Source organism: Gluconobacter japonicus (genome assembly GCF_002723975.1).
GTDB lineage: Bacteria > Pseudomonadota > Alphaproteobacteria > Acetobacterales > Acetobacteraceae > Gluconobacter > Gluconobacter japonicus.
In genome coordinates, this window is record NZ_BEWO01000009.1 from 23,845 (window position 1) to 42,478 (window position 18,634).

Annotated in this window: 19 protein-coding genes; 5 read left to right on the forward strand and 14 right to left on the reverse strand. The window is 58.7% G+C overall.

What is annotated here, in order from left to right; translation table 11 throughout:
• Window positions 1–13: 13 nt before the first annotated feature.
• The 3 genes from pgm to GJA01_RS07845 all read right to left on the reverse strand — a co-directional run bounded on the left by pgm (window position 14) and on the right by GJA01_RS07845 (window position 3,949).
• Window positions 14–1,660, reverse strand: a complete 1,647-nt coding sequence (gene pgm, locus GJA01_RS07835; protein WP_062504438.1) for a phosphoglucomutase (alpha-D-glucose-1,6-bisphosphate-dependent) — start codon at window positions 1,658–1,660, stop codon at window positions 14–16.
• 191 nt (window positions 1,661–1,851) lie between these two features.
• Window positions 1,852–3,372: a Do family serine endopeptidase gene (locus GJA01_RS07840; protein WP_062504440.1), complete on the reverse strand. Its 1,521-nt coding sequence runs from the start codon at window positions 3,370–3,372 to the stop codon at window positions 1,852–1,854.
• A 112-nt stretch (window positions 3,373–3,484) separates the two neighbouring features.
• Complete coding sequence (locus tag GJA01_RS07845) at window positions 3,485–3,949, reverse strand: nucleoside deaminase (RefSeq protein WP_062504443.1); 465 nt, start codon at window positions 3,947–3,949, stop codon at window positions 3,485–3,487.
• A 6-nt stretch (window positions 3,950–3,955) separates the two neighbouring features.
• On the opposite strand from GJA01_RS07845, the gene GJA01_RS07850 reads away from it, so the two are divergent.
• The 5 genes from GJA01_RS07850 (at window position 3,956) to GJA01_RS07870 (ending at window position 9,622) form a co-directional block, all read left to right on the forward strand.
• Window positions 3,956–4,696, forward strand: coding sequence for a gamma-glutamyl-gamma-aminobutyrate hydrolase family protein (locus GJA01_RS07850; protein ID WP_061931830.1), 741 nt, complete (start codon window positions 3,956–3,958; stop codon window positions 4,694–4,696).
• On the forward strand, window positions 4,693–5,481 hold the full coding sequence (locus tag GJA01_RS07855) for a pseudouridine synthase (RefSeq protein WP_010503516.1): 789 nt from the start codon (window positions 4,693–4,695) through the stop codon (window positions 5,479–5,481). The genes GJA01_RS07850 and GJA01_RS07855 overlap by 4 nt, the downstream gene beginning before the upstream one ends.
• 3 nt (window positions 5,482–5,484) lie before the next feature.
• Window positions 5,485–6,084, forward strand: a complete 600-nt coding sequence (gene rsmD, locus GJA01_RS07860; RefSeq protein WP_061931828.1) for a 16S rRNA (guanine(966)-N(2))-methyltransferase RsmD — start codon at window positions 5,485–5,487, stop codon at window positions 6,082–6,084.
• Window positions 6,085–6,201: 117 nt separating this feature from the next.
• Window positions 6,202–8,901 (forward strand): FtsK/SpoIIIE family DNA translocase, encoded by a 2,700-nt coding sequence (locus tag GJA01_RS07865; protein WP_062504566.1) that lies wholly within the window; start codon window positions 6,202–6,204, stop codon window positions 8,899–8,901.
• Window positions 8,891–9,622: an RluA family pseudouridine synthase gene (locus GJA01_RS07870; protein WP_062504452.1), complete on the forward strand. Its 732-nt coding sequence runs from the start codon at window positions 8,891–8,893 to the stop codon at window positions 9,620–9,622. The genes GJA01_RS07865 and GJA01_RS07870 overlap by 11 nt, the downstream gene beginning before the upstream one ends.
• On the opposite strand, the gene GJA01_RS07875 is transcribed toward GJA01_RS07870, so the two are convergent.
• The 11 genes from GJA01_RS07875 to rapZ form a co-directional block, all read right to left on the reverse strand.
• Window positions 9,613–10,353 (reverse strand): DUF4097 family beta strand repeat-containing protein, encoded by a 741-nt coding sequence (locus tag GJA01_RS07875; protein ID WP_062504568.1) that lies wholly within the window; start codon window positions 10,351–10,353, stop codon window positions 9,613–9,615. The genes GJA01_RS07870 and GJA01_RS07875 overlap by 10 nt on opposite strands.
• Before the next feature lie 20 nt (window positions 10,354–10,373).
• On the reverse strand, window positions 10,374–10,784 hold the full coding sequence (locus GJA01_RS07880; RefSeq protein ID WP_023943980.1) for a hypothetical protein: 411 nt from the start codon (window positions 10,782–10,784) through the stop codon (window positions 10,374–10,376).
• A gap of 129 nt (window positions 10,785–10,913) precedes the next feature.
• Window positions 10,914–11,324: a hypothetical protein gene (locus GJA01_RS07885; protein ID WP_062504454.1), complete on the reverse strand. Its 411-nt coding sequence runs from the start codon at window positions 11,322–11,324 to the stop codon at window positions 10,914–10,916.
• 87 nt (window positions 11,325–11,411) lie between these two features.
• The gene (locus GJA01_RS07890; RefSeq protein WP_231875979.1) at window positions 11,412–12,836 is read right to left on the reverse strand and encodes a sugar porter family MFS transporter; all 1,425 of its coding nucleotides are present in this window, start codon (window positions 12,834–12,836) and stop codon (window positions 11,412–11,414) included.
• Between the two features lie 83 nt (window positions 12,837–12,919).
• Window positions 12,920–13,945 (reverse strand): asparaginase, encoded by a 1,026-nt coding sequence (locus tag GJA01_RS07895; RefSeq protein ID WP_062504456.1) that lies wholly within the window; start codon window positions 13,943–13,945, stop codon window positions 12,920–12,922.
• Between the two features lie 18 nt (window positions 13,946–13,963).
• Complete coding sequence (locus GJA01_RS07900) at window positions 13,964–14,431, reverse strand: hypothetical protein (RefSeq protein WP_062504458.1); 468 nt, start codon at window positions 14,429–14,431, stop codon at window positions 13,964–13,966.
• 5 nt (window positions 14,432–14,436) lie between these two features.
• Window positions 14,437–14,976, reverse strand: a complete 540-nt coding sequence (locus tag GJA01_RS07905) for a Fur family transcriptional regulator (RefSeq protein WP_010503497.1) — start codon at window positions 14,974–14,976, stop codon at window positions 14,437–14,439.
• Window positions 14,977–15,037: 61 nt separating this feature from the next.
• On the reverse strand, window positions 15,038–16,909 hold the full coding sequence (gene ptsP, locus GJA01_RS07910) for a phosphoenolpyruvate--protein phosphotransferase (protein ID WP_062504571.1): 1,872 nt from the start codon (window positions 16,907–16,909) through the stop codon (window positions 15,038–15,040).
• Window positions 16,902–17,186 (reverse strand): HPr family phosphocarrier protein, encoded by a 285-nt coding sequence (locus GJA01_RS07915; protein WP_010503495.1) that lies wholly within the window; start codon window positions 17,184–17,186, stop codon window positions 16,902–16,904. The genes ptsP and GJA01_RS07915 overlap by 8 nt, the downstream gene beginning before the upstream one ends.
• Entirely contained in the window at window positions 17,186–17,626 is a 441-nt protein-coding gene (locus tag GJA01_RS07920) for a PTS sugar transporter subunit IIA (protein WP_023943995.1), read from the reverse strand. Before GJA01_RS07920 ends, GJA01_RS07915 begins: the two co-directional genes overlap by 1 nt.
• Window positions 17,623–18,591 (reverse strand): RNase adapter RapZ, encoded by a 969-nt coding sequence (gene rapZ / locus GJA01_RS07925; protein WP_010503493.1) that lies wholly within the window; start codon window positions 18,589–18,591, stop codon window positions 17,623–17,625. The genes GJA01_RS07920 and rapZ overlap by 4 nt, the downstream gene beginning before the upstream one ends.
• Between the last annotated feature and the right edge of the window lie 43 nt (window positions 18,592–18,634).

The window sequence follows — 18,634 nt, forward strand, 5'->3', positions numbered from 1 at the left end:
AAATGCTTCAGCGTTACGACGCAAAGACCTTCGAAATCGCGGCCTGCGCCTCGTCCTGAATGGCCTTCAGGTGCTCTGGGCTTTTGAAGCTTTCGGCATAGATTTTGTAAACGTCTTCCGTGCCAGACGGACGGGCTGCAAACCAGCCGTTTTCTGTCACAACCTTCAGGCCTCCAATCGCCGCGCCATTGCCCGGTGCCTTCGTCAGCTTGGCAATGATCTTGTCTCCAGCAAGGTCTTCGAGCGGGAACTGCTCGGGCGCCAGCTTGCTGAGCTTGGCCTTCTGCTCCGGGTTCGCCGCAGCGTCGATCCGCGCATAGTACGGCGTTCCGAGACGGGCTATGATCTCATGGTAATGCTGGCTCGGGTTCTTGCCCGTCTTGGCGGTGATTTCCGCAGCAAGAAGGCCGAGAATGATCCCGTCCTTATCGGTCGTCCAAACAGAACCATCACGACGCAGGAACGTCGCGCCTGCGCTTTCCTCACCGCCAAAGCCCAGCGAGCCATCCATCAGGCCCGGCACGAACCATTTCAGGCCAACCGGCACTTCGACCAGCTTGCGGCCCATATCCGCGACAACACGGTCAATCAGACCACTGCTCACCAGCGTCTTGCCGACGCCAAGATCCGGCTTCCACTCTGGGCGATTCTGGAAGAGGTACGAAACCGCCACGGCCAGATAATGGTTCGGGTTCATGAGGCCATCCGGCATGGCAACAATGCCGTGACGGTCTGCGTCCGTGTCATTGGCGAATGCAACGTCAAAGTCCTCGCCCATCTTGATGAGGCGCGCCATGGCGTAGGGTGAAGAGCAGTCCATACGGATCTGCCCGTCCCAGTCTGCCGTCATGAACGCAAACTGCGGGTCCACGACATCGCTGACGATCGTAGCGTTCAGGCCGTACTTCTCAACAATCGGCTTCCAGTAACCAACGGCTGCGCCACCCAGCGGATCAATGCCAATTTTTACACCCGCATCACGGATGGCCGCCATGTCGATGACGTTTTCCAGATCGGCCACATACGGCGTGACGTAATCATAGCGCTTGATGGACGGTGCGTTCTTGGCTTCGTCGTAAGGCAGGCGCTTTACGTCCTTCAGGCCATCCGCCAGCAGCTCATTCGCTATGTCCTGAATGGCTTTCGTCACGGCCGTATCCGCCGGGCCACCATTCGTCGGGTTGTATTTGAAGCCACCGTCCGTCGGCGGGTTATGGGACGGCGTGACAACCACACCATCAGCCAGACCGGTCGTGCGGCCTTTGTTGTAGGTCAGAATGGCGTGGGAAATAACAGGGGTGGGCGTGTAGCCGTCGTTCTGGTCGATGCGGACGTCAATGCCATGCGCGGCGAAGACTTCAATGGCAGAGCGCTGCGCGGGAGCGGACAGAGCGTGCGAATCAATGCCGATGAAGAGCGGGCCATCAATGCCTTCCGCCTTGCGATAACGGCAGATGGCTTCGCAGATGGCGAGGATATGCCCTTCATTGAAGCTCGTATGGAACGAGGAGCCACGATGGCCTGAAGTCCCGAACGAAACACGCTGAGTCGGGATGGAGACGTCCGGCTTGCGATCGTAATAGGCGGCTACCAGAGCCGGTATGTCCGTCAGTTGTGACTGATCGAGCGTTTTCCCGGCGAGTGGGCTGATATTGGCCATTGATCCAAAAATCCTTAGACAGATCCGCGTTTTAAGCGACCGTAACGCACGAACGCTTCAGCGGATCACAAAAACTCATCCGGACAGGACTGTCCAGTGACAGAACTCTGACTTCACTCCGCAAAACGGGCATGAAAAAGGCGGAGAGACATCATCTCTCCGCCTTGGCGCTATCAGATCAGGCTGGGATCTTACGGTGCGTCGTCCGAACCGCTGTCATCAGAACCATCTGGCGAGACTGCGACGAAGAGCTGCTGACCATCACGCAGGATCCGCAGAAGCGGCGGCTGCTTGCGGCCCAGAGCCTCCTTCACCTGTGCGACAACAGCCTTGGGCGATGGGGTGATGTGGTTTCCAACACCTACGATGATGTCACCCGGACGAATGCCGGACTGGTCAGCAGGCGAGCCCTGGGCAACATCCGCGACAACTGCGCCCTGAACACTGTCATCAAGGCCCAGTTCCTGACGGGCACGCGGCGTCAGGGATGCAAGAGACACACCCAGCTTGCCGGCACCGGCAGACTGGCTGCTATCCGCACCATCACCGCCATGATCCTGATTGGCGAGATTGCCCACCGTGAACTTCACGTCCATCGGCTTGCCATCACGCAGAAGGCTCACCGTCGCGTCCGTACCCGGCGCGATCGCAACGACCTTGACGGCCAGATCATGACCATTCTTCACCGGATGACCATTCAGAGTGAGGATTACGTCCCCGCTCTTGATGCCAGCCTTCTCGGCCGGGCTCCCCTTGGACACGGACGCAACCAGCGTCCCATGCGGCGGAGCACCAGGTTCCGGGGACTTCAGATTGAGGGCCTGCGCCATCGTCGGGGAAATGTCCTGCCCTTCGATGCCGAAATACCCCCGTGTGACGTGACCGGTCTTCTCAAGCTGCTCGACGACAGACTTCACGGTGTTGGACGGAATAGCGAAGCCAATACCAATCGAACCGCCACCGTTTGGCGAGATAATCATGGAGTTGATGCCAACAACCTTGCCGTCCTGTGTGAACAGCGGACCGCCGGAATTGCCATGATTGATCGGCGCATCAACCTGAATGAAGTCGTTATACGCACCAGAATGGAGATCACGCCCCAGAGCGGAGACGATACCCGCCGTGACGGTTCCGCCCAGGCCATAGGGATTACCCACTGCGATGACCCATTCACCCGGCTGAACGTCATCAGAATCGCCCAGATCAATGAACGGCAGCTTGCCCGTCGGCTTCACGCGAAGCAGGGCAACGTCCGTCTTCGGGTCACGGCCAATGATCTTGGCCTGAAGCGTTGTGCCATCGTCCAGCGTGACCGTAACCTTGGTGGCGCCATTCACAACATGGTTGTTGGTGACGACATAGCCATCAGCCGAGATGATAAAGCCGGACCCGCGAGCTTCGACCGTACGGTTCGGCTGCTGTTGCTGCGGCATCATCTGGAACGGGAAGGGGAACGGAAAGGGCGAACCCTGCATGCCGCCGCCGCCGCCGCCCGGGCCGTTTTCTTCCTGCTCGGCAACGTCGGCCTTGATATGGGCCGTGATGGAAACAACGGCAGGCTTCACCTGCTTCACGAGCGTGACGAAATTCGGCAGCGCCTGAACGTTGGTCTGCGGCTTGATGGCCCCATTGTCCGCCATGGCGGCGGGAGCGGCGACCAGAAAGGTCGTCGCAGCGAGAGCAGCAAGGGAGGCGCGGAAACGTGTGGTCATGTCAGTCCCGATTGTTACAGAGGAACGGTTCGGTCGTTATACGTCAGACTATGAACTGTGTTCCCGTTCACCAAGCTGACCGGGACGTGAAACATCCGTAAGTCTTTGTTTGTTACGCTCTCCTGAGACGTCGGAAAAAAGCCCGGAGTTGCTCCGAGGCTTCACGCTCCCGTACGCCCCCGATGACTTCCGGGCGATGCAGACAATTCGGACGTTCAAACAGGCGAGGGCCATGATCCACGCCACCACCTTTCGGATCGTAAGCCCCAAACACCACACGCTCGCAGCGGAAATGTACGATCGCCCCCGCACACATCGGGCATGGCTCCAGCGTAACGACCAATGTGCATCCGGTCAGCCGAGGGGACCCAAGTTTCCGCGCGGCTTCCCGCATGGCCAGGAGTTCAGCATGCGCTGACCCGTCATGCAGTTCTTCCACACGATTACGGGCCACGGCGAGAATCTTTCCCTCCGCATCAAGCACGACAGCTCCCACGGGCACTTCCCCATGACGGGCAGCCTCGTCCGCGGCATCGAGCGCCATCTGCATGGCGCGGCTTGTATCGGCCTGAATCATGATGCGATGATGCGGTGCATGACCCTGTCCCGTCCATCCCGCTTTCAGAATTCTGCCCCCCTCATCGGCCTAACACTGGATCACGAGCCCGGCGGCGGCGGAAAATTCTCGCGTTATCCTTTTCACGCGCTGCGTGAAAATTACCTGACAGCTCTCAGTGAGGCTGGCGGATTACCGGTCTGTCTGGGCTACACGGCCGATGCCGAAGCCATGGTGGCGCGGCTGGATGCGCTGGTCATTACAGGGGGAGCTTTTGACGTCGACCCGGCGCTTTATGATGAAGATCCTCATCCCCTGACGAGCCCGCGTCCCGCACGAACCTCGGCGGAATTGGCACTCCTGCGGGCCGCATTGAAACGGGATATTCCCATCCTCGGGATCTGCGGCGGCATGCAACTGATAGCCGTGAACGCAGGTGGCACGCTGATCCAGCATCTTCCGCCGGAACTGGAGCACGAACAGCCCAATCCACGACACGAACCGGGCCATGCCGTGTCGATCGTGCCAGACACCCGATTAGCGGAAATTGTCGGCATGCCCACAATGATGGTAAACTCCTCCCATCATCAGGCCGTCCGCAGCTCTGGTGAGGCACGGATTTCGGCTCTCGCACCGGATGGTGTGATCGAAGCGATTGAACTGGACGGTCCGAAATTCGCCATTGGTGTACAATGGCATCCCGAATTCACCCTCGACCCCGGCGACCGTCGCCTGTATGCGGCGCTGGTGGAGGCAGCAGCACGATGACCGAAGATTTTACCCCGACCCCTGAAGAAACATCCGACGCACCAAGAGGCGAACGCATTGCCAAGTTCCTGGCCCGCGCTGGCGTAGCAAGTCGCCGGGATGTGGAACGCATGATTGAAGACAATCGCATCAAGCTTGGTGGGCAGCCGGTCACGCATCCGGCGACCTTTGTTCAGCCGGGCGACATTGTGCTGGTGGATGGCAAGCCCGTGGATAACCCGGAGCGCACCCGCCTGTGGCGTTATCACAAGCCGGACGGCCTCCTGACCACGCATCGTGACCCGCAGGAACGCAAGACGGTCTTTGACTCCCTTCCGGAAGGCATGCCCCGCGTCATCAGCGTTGGTCGGCTGGATATCAACTCCGAAGGGCTTCTGCTGCTGACCAATGACGGCGAACTGGCCCGCCGTCTGGAACTGCCGGGCAATGCCTGGGTGCGCCGTTACCGTGTCCGCGTGTTTGGCGTGGTAGACGAGAAGCGTCTGGCGTCGCTGGTGAACGGTTTCGAATATGAGGGCGTGAAATACGGCTCCATCGAAGCAGAACTGGATTCCAAGAAGGGCGATAACTCCTGGCTGACGGTCTCTCTGCGTGAAGGCAAGAACCGTGAGATCCGTCGCGTGATGCAGGGCTTGAACCTACATGTGAGCCGTCTGATTCGTCTGTCTTACGGGCCGTTCCAGCTTGGTTCCCTGAAAGCGCGTGAGCTTGAGGAAGTGAACGGCAAGACGCTGCGTGAGCAGATCCCCGACCTGCCTGCCCCTACCCGTAAGCGGACCCGCTGATCCATGCGGATTGTTGGCGGAGAGAACAAAGGCCGCGCGCTCGTAGCCCCAACCGGCGAGCGGACGCGCCCAACCTCGGACCGGACGCGTCAGGCCATTTTCGACATGCTGGCCCATGCGCCATGGTACGGTCAGGAAGAGCTGGAACAGGCCATCGTGCTGGATGGGTATGCCGGAACAGGCGCACTAGGCCTGGAAGCTCTGTCCCGTGGAGCACAGCGTGCGGCCTTCATCGAGCGGGACCGCAACGCACTGAATGCCTTGCGCACCAATCTGGATATCTGCCGGGCCCGTGACCGTTCACGCGTATTGAGTTGCAGCGTTACGCATCCGCCAAAAGCCGCGGAGCCTCACACGCTGATCTTTCTTGATCCGCCTTACGGGAAAACGCTGGTCGAATCGGGTCTGCGCGCATTGGCCCGAAACGGCTGGATTGCCGAAGGAGCGCTGGTCGTTGCCGAGACAGGTGCGACCGAGGATTTTGCCCCGTTTGTGCCACCTTCCGAACACTTTTCCCCCACACTTCCGGCCGAACCGCTTTCAATCCGGAAATTCGGCGCGGCGAAGGTGACGATCTGGCGACATTCCTCCACTGTTCCTTAATTTTCCTACTGTATTCAGTGGCCTGTCAGGTATAATTCAGACGTAATCTGAAAGCCGTAATCCAAAAAACCGACGGGGTGACGAGACTTGGCCGTGTTCAGCCGATCGACCAGCACAGTGCGCAACATTGTCCGTGAGGCACACGACCGTCACATGACACCCAAACTCCGGAGCGCGCTGAATGCGCGTCTGCTGGAGTTGCTGGGTCTCGGATTTCTGATCGCAGCCGTTGCCATCGGCATCGCGCTGTGGAGCTTCAATCCGCACGATCCGTCCTTCAACACCTCGACAGGTACGGAACCCACAAACCTTCTTGGCCGTACGGGCGCAACCATTTCCGATGGTCTGGTGCAGTGGCTTGGCTTGGGTAGTGGTCTGCCGATTGTTGTTCTGCTGGCCTGGGCGTGGCGCATGGTCCGCCATCACGGCATGAGCGCGCCAATCCTCCGCATCGCGGCGGCTCTCCTGCTGCTTCCAGCGGGGGCGACCTTTATCGGTACGCTTCAGTTGCTCATTCCGGGACTTGAAGTTGCATGGCCGACGGCGGCGGGTCTTGGGGGCGAAATGGGCGTTTCCTTTGCTCACCGCCTGCTGGATGCTGCCCATGCCGAAGCCGGGTCCGCCGGAAGCGCACTGGCTGTGTTTCTGGTTCTGCTGTTGATGGGCATTCTGATGCCGCTGGCCATGGGGCTTCAGTGGCGCGAGTGGCGCGCCATGGGTCAGGGTGCAGCGCTTCTGGCCCGTCAGCCCGTGCGTCTGGCGCGCCGTATGAACGGCCCGCAGACGTCTGATCGCCCGGCACCTGATCCGCGCCAGTACGAATTTCAACCCGGTAGTGCGGGAGGCGTTCCAGCTCCTGATGCAGCCCCGCTTTCCTTCCTGCGTCGAAGCTTTGGAAAGAGCGATCCGCGAACGCGCCCATCTCCGTTCGTGCCGCAAAATACGGGGTGGATGCAGCCCCCTATGGAGACGACGGAAGACCCGTACGAGCACCCTACGGCACTGCGTAAAGAACCACCCGCCCCTGCTCCACAGTTGTCGGAAGAAGAAGAGGCGCCGTCCAACCCCTATGCAGAACGGCTGGCGCAGATTGCACGACAGCGGAATGTTCAGACGATCCAGCGCTCGCATGTTGAAGACGATGCGGAAGATGATGTTCCACAGAGCAGCATCGAGCCCCCTGAGCCGGAGCCCGAACAGCGCCGCAGCCTGTTCGGGATGCGCCGCCCGGAGCGCCCGGCACAGCCTCAACCGGTGGCACGCCCCATGCCGGCCCGCACTCCTGCCGCGACGGGTTGGGTCCTGCCACCCCTGTCGCTGCTGAACCCGCCACCGGCCCACGCCACGACAGGTCCTTCACAGGAAACGCTGCAATCCAATGCGCGCCTTCTGGAAAGTGTGCTGGCTGACTATGGTGTTCAGGGCACAATCGGAGACATTCATGCGGGCCCGGTCGTCACGCTTTATGAACTGGAGCCCGCTCCCGGCATCCGCTCGTCCCGCGTTATCGGTCTTGCGGATGACGTAGCACGCTCCCTGTCCGTGCTGAGCGTCCGTATCGCGACTGTACCGGGACGTAATGTCATTGGTATCGAAGTCCCGAACGCCAAGCGCGAAACCGTTTACTTCTCTGAACTCCTGCTGACGCCGGAATGGACCAACGGAACGGGCCGCCTTCAGATTGCGCTCGGCAAGGATATTGCGGGCGTGCCGGTCTATACCGATCTGGCCAAGATGCCGCATCTTCTGGTGGCTGGTACGACAGGCTCCGGTAAGTCGGTCGGTGTGAATGCGATGATCCTGTCGTTGCTCTACCGCCTCAGCCCGGAAGAGTGCCGCCTGATCATGATTGATCCGAAGATTCTGGAACTGTCGATCTATGACGGCATTCCGCATCTTCTGACCCCGGTTGTGACGGAGCCAACCAAGGCCGTCAGCGCCCTTAAATGGACGGTGCAGGAAATGGACCGCCGCTATCGTCTGATGGCGCAGCTTCAAGTCCGTAACATCAACGGCTACAACGAACGCGTCAGCCAGCTTCGCGCCTCCGGCGAGATGGTCACGCGTCGCGTTCAGACCGGCTTTGACCCTGAGACGGGTAAACCCGTCTTCGATGAACAGCAGGTCCCGCTGGAAAACCTGCCGTATATCGTCGTCGTCATCGACGAAATGGCCGACCTGATGATGGTTGCGGGCAAGGAAATCGAGACGGCAGTACAGCGTCTGGCTCAGAAAGCCCGTGCCGCTGGTATTCACGTCATCATGGCGACGCAGCGTCCGTCCGTTGACGTCATTACTGGCACCATCAAGGCCAACTTCCCGACCCGTATTTCCTTCCAGGTCATCAGCAAGTTCGACAGTCGCACCATTCTTCAGGAACAGGGCGCCGAACAGCTTCTGGGCCAGGGTGACATGCTGTTCATGCAGGGTGGCGGTCGCATTACGCGTGTCCACGGTCCGTTCGTGGCGGATGAAGAAGTTGAAGAAGTCGTGGCGGATCTGCGCTCCAAGGGCGACCCGATCTACAATGACGATGTGGTGTCTGGTGAAGATGAGGAAGGCGGCTCGTCCGGCGGAAGCATGGGCGGCGGCGGAAGCGGTGGCGACGGAGAAGGCAGCCTGTTCGAGCAGGCTGTGGATATCGTCATGACCGAAGGCCGCGCTTCGACCAGCTTCATCCAGCGCCATTTGTCGATTGGGTATAACCGCGCCGCGAAGCTGATCGACCAGATGGAAAAGGAAGGCATCATCGGGCCAGCCAACCATGTGGGCAAGCGCGAGGTTTTGGCCCGTCGCCCGTCTTCCCATGAGGAATGATCGACGGCGCCAGCGGCCTGTCAGGCAGGACGCGGCCCCTTCCTCTGCCCCAAGAGGTCTGTTTTATCTGGGGCAGGATCTTCCGGTCCTGCTGGAAACGCCACGCTTTCTGGTTCTGAACAAGCCCGCAGGGCTGGCGGTTCATCCCGGTCCCTCAACGCAGGATTCCGTTGAAACACGACTGGTCACGCATCCGCGCGGCGGTCCATGGCTGGCCCATCGACTGGACGCAGATACGTCTGGCTGCCTCCTGATCGCACGCCGCAAAACCGCGCTGCTCGAAGCACAGGCGGCCTTTCAGAGCAGGCAGGTTCGAAAACTTTACTGGACTGTTGTTGAGGGCACACCAACGGACGATGAGGGCGAAATTTCCGCCCCCCTTTTGCGCCAATCCAATCCATCAGGATGGCGCATGATCGTGGATCCAAAAGGAGACGTTGCCGTGACACGCTGGCGCGTTCTTGGTCGTGCAGAGGGACGGAGTTGGCTGGAACTGGAGCTTCTAACTGGCCGAACCCATCAGGCCCGAATTCATTGTGCATCTCTAGGCACACCGATCGTCGGTGATCGGGTCTATGGCAAAAGCGATGCAAACGGCCTGTACCTTCTTGCGCGCAATCTGCATGTCGCTTTGCCGGAAGGTGACCTGGAAGCCGTTGCTCCACCGCCCCCAGCTATGGCGGAGGCGCTGAAGCGTCTGGGGTGGCAGGATCAATCCTGAAGAATTCGCACTTTCCCGGAAACACCGTGGATCGTGACATGATCCCGACCATTTCCGACAGTCCCGGTGGCTGTGATTGTCCTGCTTTCGCTGGACAGAAATCCTTGCTTCTCCCAAGGACCAAACTGTACCGTCAGACCGAGAGACTGCTCTAGCGGAACAGCACTTTGCTGACGGCTCTGACGAAGCGTAATATCGAATGTACCGCCAAAATCATGCGGAAGATGAAGCGTTACGTCGCCTGAGACGGTTTCAAGAATGATCTTCCGTGCGCTGCCGGTAGAAACCAGCGTGACGTCCTGATCCCCGCTGGTGCTTTTAACCGTCACATCTCCTGCGGCCTCGCCCAACTGCGTGTCACCACTGACTGTCATAAGGGCCGCTCCGCCTGCAGCATGGGCGACGGCAATGTCTCCGCTGACAGTCTTGATCTGCACAGCCCCCAGACCCTGACCAATCTGGGCATCTCCACTCACTGTTGTCAGAGAGGTTGGTCCCTCGTTTTTTGATATCTTGATGTCACCACTCACCCCACGAATGGAGAGAGGGCCATTGGAGGTCTGAATCTGCACATCACCGCTCATGCTGGAGATAACACCCCCTTCTGGCAGCATGGTGTAAGACAGATCATCAGACGTGACGCTCTGGTTGAGCGGCGCGGCGAACGCTCCCGAAAAAGACAGGCAGGTTGCGACCAGAAGGGCGGGAAGAATCATACGGAAAGAGGACATCGGTGGAGCTTTCTCTGGCATCAGAACGATGAGGAGGACACAACGGAACGATTCATGAGCGCGGCATGGATGCCTCGGACAATCGCCCAGGCTGTCAGGATCCCCCACGTCAGAGTCAGCCCCCAGGGAATGACCATGAAGACCAGACCCAGACCACCCGTGATCGCGCCCAACCCGGCCACCATGAGATGGATCATCCCAATCGCAGCCAGCGCCAGAAAGCCATACCAGAACAGCCTGATCTGCCAGTCCAACTGGGCTCGCTTGAGACCCGTAGCGGAACGGCGACTCATGTGAGCAAGTGTCACACCGACGAAAGCGGTAATGCCGGTGAAAAACCCGGCCAGATACAACGCATAGATCAGCAGAACGTAATCCCGTCCTGTATCCTGATAAACCCGGCCGTAACCCGGCATTGCTGTAGTGTACATGACTGAACTCCTCTGGAGGAAGACCCTCGACAAAGGAATTCATGCAGAAACCGTGCCATTTTAGGTTTTCAGGACAAATCCGGGAAAACAGGATCGTCAGAAAACGATCAAATGGCGGATTTCACCAGTTTATTCGCCCAACGTACGAAAACGGTCGGGAAGTGGTCCTTTGCCCTGCGTCAGGGAACGCACGCCGTACAGCAACGAGACGAGAAGGGCTATGTTCCAGAGCGCAAAAATGCCGATCGGGATAAGGAACAGAAGCTGCCCAGGCCCTGAACTTCCCGGTGGTTCCGTGATGAAACACGCTCCGAACAGAACCGCACACCCAATGATAAAGGCGACGTCATACCAGAACAGGCGAATGAGCCAGCTCAGATGAGACCGTACAAGCCCGGCGCTGGAACCCTTAAGGATATAGGCCAGAATCACCCCGACCAGCAGGGAAATCCCTGTGAAAAAACGGGCAATATACAGGCCGTAGACCAGAAAAACCCCGCCGCGGCTTGGCCCTTCGGACGAAAGAGAAAAATTGCTCATGACAGCCTCCTTAAGCTGACAGTGTATAACAGAAACGCCCAGCCCAAGGGGCTGGACGCTTTGTCAGACAAAATTCATTCAGATGGGTTAGCGACCGAGTTTACGCAGCTTCACGCCCTGCATCAGACGCTTTTCAATCACATGCAGAGACATGCCCTTTGTCTCGGGAACAAACAGGATGGTGAGCAGCAGAAAGAGTGCGTTCAATCCAGCGAAGAGCCAGAATGTACCGCCTGTCCCGATGGTGTTCATCAAAGAGAGGAAGCTCACACCCACCAGAAGATTGGTTATCCAGTTGGTGAAAGTGGACATGGCAATCCCGAAATCCCGACCACCGAGAGGCTGGATTTCAGCACACAAGACCCACATGAGCGGCCCGGCGGACATCGCAAACCCTGCACAGAAGATCATAAGCAGAAAGACAGCCGCAATCTGCGAAGACTGCGTTGTCATGCCCCCCTGAAGCAGAATGGCAAGAATGCCCATTCCAAGTGCCATAACCGTAAACCCTGCGTAGAGGATGGGTTTACGGCCCCAGCGATCCACAAGCCCGACAGCCACAAATGTCGCGAGCATGTTCACGAGGCCAATGATGGCCGTACACCACATCTGGGCGTGAGCATCGAAATGAGCAGCGGCCAGAATATTGGGCGCGTAATACATAACAATGTTGATGCCAGCGAGCTGCTGCATCGCCTGAAGCATGATTCCCAGCGCAACCGAACGGCGGAAATTGCTGTTCGTGCGGAAGAGTTTGAAGCCCTCCTGCTTGGTTTCAAGCTGCTCGCGGATCGCGCGGATTTCCTTGGCGGCTTCCAGCGGGTCGTTGCGCAGGTCTACAAGGATTTCACGAGCTTCCTTGTGCCGCCCCTGCATGATCAGCCAGCGTGGGCTGTATGGCAGGAACAACACTCCGATCAGGAACAGGACTGCAGGGATACCTGCGACACCAAACATCCAGCGCCAGTTTTCGCTATAGGAAAAATAGGTGTCCGACAGGAAAGCCACAAAAATACCGACTGTCACCATAAGCTGGTAAGTCGAGACCATTGCGCCACGAGACTCTTCGCTGGCAATTTCGGACAGATAAAGCGGCGCGGTAAATGCCGAAATACCAACCGCGATTCCCATAATGATCCGGAAGACAATGATGGATGGAATAGACCACCCCATTGCACAGCCTAGCGTCCCGACGACGAACACCGCCGCACCGAGGATCAGGGACCGCTTGCGCCCCAGGTGATGGGACAGCCAACCCGCGCCCAGAGCGCCAGCCGCCGCACCAGCCATCATGGAACTGACAACCCATTCAAGGGCCAGCGTGGACGCATGATATTCCTTGCCGATCAGGTCTAGCGCTCCAGCCACAACACCAATATCCAGACCGGACATCAATCCCGCGAGGGCCGCGATCACACCGATGGCAATAATCTTGAAGCGTGTTGCGTCAAAAACGGACGTCGCACTGTCATCTGTCTGAGGGGGTTCTACGGTCCTGCCCTGATCTGTCATGCTGGTGCACATTCCTTTCCAAAAAAATGACACCCACCTGTCTGGTGGATGTCAGAACTGTAATCTTTATAACACGATCGCACTCAGATCGTGAGGGCAGCCCGGATTTCGCCCACCGTCACGCCCTGCCAGTTCCGCAGCGTCTGACGCGCTGTATCCGTCAGAACGGCATGATCCTGAGGCGTCCGGCAGAGTGCCTCGCCACCAAAATGGTGAAGCAGAGCAGACATCGCAACTTCCGCGGCCCTGTTAGCACCGTCATCCGTCTTGATAGCAAAACCCAGACCCTGCTCCGGCAAGGCCGCGATCATGACGCCTTCGGCGCCCATTTTAATGAACGCACGAGTTTCGAAATTGTTCATGACCGTTGTGTCATATCGTCCCGTCCCCGCGACCATGAACGGATTGGCGGCCACAGCTTCACGCAAACGCTTTGCAGCGCCAGCGCGGCCCGCGGAGAGGCCGACCCCACTTCCGAAGCGCGCAAACCCATGCGCCAAAGCCTTAAGCGGGACAGCGTAGGTCGGCATGGAACACCCATCCGTTCCACGATTAGCGTCCGTATGCGGCGTTCCGGTCATGGCTGCCAGAACATCCGTGACACGGCGCTGGATCTCATGGGACGGGTCGATATAGCCCGTCGGGTCCACGCCCTGATCACAGGCGAGGCAGATCAATCCAGCATGTTTGCCCGAACAGTTATTGTGAAGCGGACAGGCCGTTTGATGAGCAGCAGCGAGCGCGCGAGCAGCTGGCTCGTAGGTAGGCCAGTGTGTTCCGCACTCCAGAGCCTCCACATCACGCCCCGCCGCAGCCAGCATGGAGGCAGCAACTTTTGCATGAGGCTCCTCTCCTCCATGGGAGGCGCAGGCCAACGCAAGCGCTTCAGCCGTCAGGCCCAACCGATCGGCAGCACCACTTTCCACAAGTTCAATGGCCAAAAGGGATTTGACGGTAGACCGGGGGAAAACAGGCTTTTCCACGTCCCCACAGGACCAGACGACTGCACCGTCCGCATCCACAACGACGGCGCGCCCCAGATGTCGCGATTCAACCTGGCTGCCACGCGTCACTTCTGCGAGCAGACCTGAGCCTGTCTGTACTGTCATTCATTTTACCCTTTGCTGTCAGCCCGATGAAGGCTGTTTTGAGACCAGCACATAGCATGGCTTCCCGCCGTCGCGATGGGTCTCCAGCCAGGCCTGGATCAACCTGCGGCGTACGCGAAGGATGCCGATTTCCTGTTCTGGCGGCAGTTCCGCAATTTCATTGACGACGTCCTTGCCTTCGAGAAAGACCAACTGATCTTCAAGAGGCAAACCCTGTTCCATCAAGGTCTGCGCGTAAGAGAGGTCCAGAAGGGCATAGAGAAACGCTTCCCCCGAAGCCGGACGAAACCCTACAGCCTCCAGAATGTGAGCATCAGTTTCCTGGACAGACAGATGCGTCTGCGGGGGCTGCCAATCCAGCAAATCCGGCTGAACGCTCTCAGGAGAAAGCGTACGATTTCGGCGAGAGGAAAGCGATTTGGTAGCACGCTGCTGCGGAAGATCAGCGAACGGAAGGGCGGGCGGAGGAGAACGTCGCACGCCCATGGTCGTTAGTGCCCGCCGCTAAGAGCAGCTTTCTGGCATCCGGCGCAAACACCTTCAATTTCGACCGTGGCAGCTTCAGCACGGAAGCCAACAGCTTTCGCCGCAAGCATCAGGGCAGGCACAATGGTCTCTTGCTCCAGTTCCCAGGCCCGCCCGCAGGACTTGCAAATCAGGAACTGCGCGCGGTGAACACCCCATTCCCCATGATCACAGCCATGATGGCAATCTGTCGCGTGCGAACAGGCAACGAAAGCGCTCAGTCGCTCCAGACGGTGAATCAAACCCTGTTCAAGAAGAAAATCTATCGCACGATAAACCGTAGGCGGAGCAGCGTTCGGATGCGCCGGTCGCAGACGGGCCAGCAAATCGTAGGCCCCGGAAGGCTTTTCTGAAGAGAGGATCAGACCCAGAACCTGACGTCGCGTTTCCGTCAGACGTTGCCCACGGTGGCGACACCAGTCTCCAGCCCGTTCAAGACGGGCTGTAATGGATGGGGAAAAAGACAGGCTCTCCGCGGGGGAGGTCTCATAAGGCGAATCCGGCATGATCTCTCTTATATGGCATCGAGCGGCAGTTTTTTCGAGAGAGACCGTCCAGAACGACTGGTCAGAGCGCGAAATCCCGGATCAGGGACTGAATGGTTGCAGGATCTGTTTCCACCATGATCTGTCGTCGCAAATGATCGCAGTCTTCCATCTTAAGAGTGCGGATCAGGCGTTTTACGCGCGGCAGAGACGCCGAGTTCATGGAAAAAGACCGAAGGCCAAAACCGATCAGAAGCGCAACCACTCTGGGGTCAGACGCCATTTCTCCACAGACGGAAATGGGTCGATGAGTACGCAAAGCCGCTTCAGCCGTAGCTTCGATGAGTTGAAGAACCGCCGGGTGAAGAGGGCTATATCGATCAGCCACCATCGAATCCGCCCGATCTACAGCCAGCGTGTACATCGTCAGATCATTGGTGCCGAGCGCCATGAAATCAGCGTGTTGCGCCATCGTGCTTGCCGTCAGAGCGGCTGCCGGTGTTTCCACCATGATCCCGAGCGGAGGAAGCACATCAGGTAGCGGAACCTGTTTGCGCTTGAGGCGGCGCGCCACCTTCTCGTAAATTTCCCGCGCCTCCAGCACTTCATCCGGAGACGTGACCATCGGAAGCAGAATACGGACCGGACCGATGGCCGTATTGCCCTCTTCAGGCGCAGCAGCCCTTAAAATCGCAGCGAACTGGGTCTCCAGAACATCGGGAACGCGGAGGAGAAGACGAATACCCCGCAGGCCAAGGGCTGGGTTATCGCCATCCGCGACCTGTTCCGCCAGACCGAGACGGCGCATACACGCACGGCCTTTTTCGCCACCCCAGTCCAGAACACGGATCGTGACCTGCCGTCCGTCCATGCCTTCGATAATGGACCGGTAGGTGGCAGTCTGGCCGTCCTCATCAGGCAGATCATCCCGTTCACCAAACAGGAACTCGCTTCTCAGCAGGCCAATCCCTCTGGCGCCATTGCGAAGCAGCATGGGGAGTTCGGCGGGAAGCTCCAGATTGGCCAGAAGTTCAATCGGCTCGCCGCCCTGCAACTGGGCCGGGAGCTTTTTCAGACGGCCAAAAGCGCGCTTTTCCTTGGCTTCCTTCTGGGCAGCTTCACGGGCCAGACGCAGTTCGGTCTCGTTCGGGGAGAGCGTAATCGTGCCAAGATGCCCGTCCACGACGAGCATATCGCCTTCATTCACTTGTGCCATCAGATTGGGCACAGCCAGAATCGCAGGGATATCAAGCGCGCGTAATAGAATAGCGGTGTGATCTGCACCGCCACCGCCCTCGGTTACGACAGCCGCAATCCGCGCGGGGTCAATCATTGCAACATCGGCAGGTCGCAACTGTTCAGCAACAAGAACCGAGCCAGGAGGTAGGCTGGAGAATGCCCTATAAGATACGCCGGTGAGGTTACGGATCAACCGGCGACCGATTTCCTCAAACTCTCCGGCAAGCCTGAAATTGGCATCCTGTTCCTGTGCGCCATGGTCACCCGCCATGGCTTCGGCAGTCCTAAGGACCTGAAGGGCCAGCGCCTCACTGACGTCTGACACGGCTGCTTCGGCACAGAGTCCGTCTTCGTTGATCCGCGCCCGAACCTGACGCGTCAGGCGGGACGGGCCGAGCATGCGCTCATAAACCGTAAGCAGGGTTGCGATTTCTTCGCGCCCTTCTTCCGGCAAACCCACCAGACGGTCCCGCATTTTCTCGATCTGACGAAGAGCCCGGGTAATGGCAGCATCCAGCCGGGCAAGCTCAGCTTCTGGGCCGATCTTGCTATATCGCTCCGTAATGTCTGGAAGAGGCAATTCCTCAACACGCCCAGCCGGTCCCAGCCCGATAGACTGGGTGATGGCCTTACCGTGCAGGGTCGTGGAACTGGGAGGCGTCTTGCGTGAACGGGACGCTCTGGGTCGACTGGAACGGGAAGGCTGGTCAGTCACGCTCACCAAATCCGTCCGCAATCAGAGCTTCCACAGCGTCGAGCGCCTCAGCAGCCTGTGGGCCGTGTGCATGCAGGGTCACCGTCTCCCCTTCCCCGGCACCCAACATCATCAGCCCCATGATCGAAAGGGCAGAAACGACGTTTCCCCCCCGCTCTACCGTCGTTTCTGCATCAAAGCGCTCTGCTGTCGTGACCAGCTTGGCTGCGGCACGAGCATGGAGGCCCAACCGATTGACGATGGTCAGGGTGCGGGGGGCAAGGGCTGTTTCGCTCATCAGGGGACCGGTATGACACAGGGGCGCGGCCCCCCGTGAAGACAGGGATCGGGAAGCTGGGACGCAACCGCGATATATTTACGCCCGGCCATCGTTGCTTTTTCAATGCAGCCTTCGAGATCCAGCCCCGCGCGTGTTTTCGCGAGCTTGACCAGCATGGGCACATTCACGCCTGAAACGACTTCGACATGCCCCGGTTTCCGAAGAGACAAAGCCAGATTTGACGGTGAACTTCCGAAAATATCCGTCAGAACAAGGACACCATCGCCCGTGTCCAGCTGATGCAACAGCCTGTCTGCTTCAGGATGCAGAAGAGCCGGGTCGTCATCGTCGCCAACACCCACGATTCCGATCTGGGCTTGTGGCCCCACGACATGCACCATGGTTTCGAGCAGGACTTCGCCGAGCCTGCCATGCGTGACCAGCATCAGTCCGATCATGCAGATTTATCCTGCCCGGACAGGTTGTGTGGCGGAACAGCCCAACGCCAGGAGGAAAGGCCTTTCCGGGCCAACTCACGGTGCAGCACCATCATCGGGCCGACAGGTGCCGTTTTTGGAAGCAGGCGCGCCAGTTCCTCAATGATGGTGACGGAACGATGACGCCCACCGCTGCATCCCACAGCGATGGTGGCGTATTTCTTACCTTCTTCGACAAAGCGCGGAAGCACGAGATCAAGAAGACCATGCACATGATTAAAGAATGCCGGATAAGCCGGGTCCTGCTTGACGTGTTGCACGACAGCCTGATCAAGGCCTGTCATGGGCTGGAGGGTTGGATCGTAATGAGGGTTCCGCAGGAAGCGTGCGTCGAACACCATGTCCGCTTCTCTGGGCAGGCCAGATGGATAAGCGAAAGACATCAAGGCAACCGTCAACCCATCTTCCGCGCCACTACCAAAGCGCGTCTCGATCAATTGCCGCAGTTCAGGCGCTGGCAGGTCAGACGTATCGATGACGAAATCCGCATGAGCCCGCAGAGGAGCCAGAAGCCGGGTCTCCTGCTCAATTCCGGGCAGAATCGTACCACTGGTCACAAGGGGATGGCGGCGGCGCGTGGCTGTAAAGCGGCGAAGAAGGATTTCCGGCTCTGCCGTGGCATAGAGAAGCTGGACCTGACTGCCAGGCAAAGCTTTCAGCCGGTCCATTTCCTCAAGCACCCGGGACGCCTCGAACCCGCGACTACGAACATCAATTCCAATCGCAAGACGTGACCCACCTCGTGCAGCCAGAGCTTCAAGAAGATGCAAAGGCGGATTATCTACGACTTCGTGGCCGAGATCTTCAAGCACTCGTAGAATGGATGATTTTCCGGCGCCGGAAAGCCCTGTAACAATCAGGATCTGTCTGGAACCAGGACCATATCCTGCCGAAAGTTCGGACTCGGGAATATTCGCCGGTGTCATGCGCCCTACTCTAGCCCTTTTTCGAGCGATAAGGAACTATTTC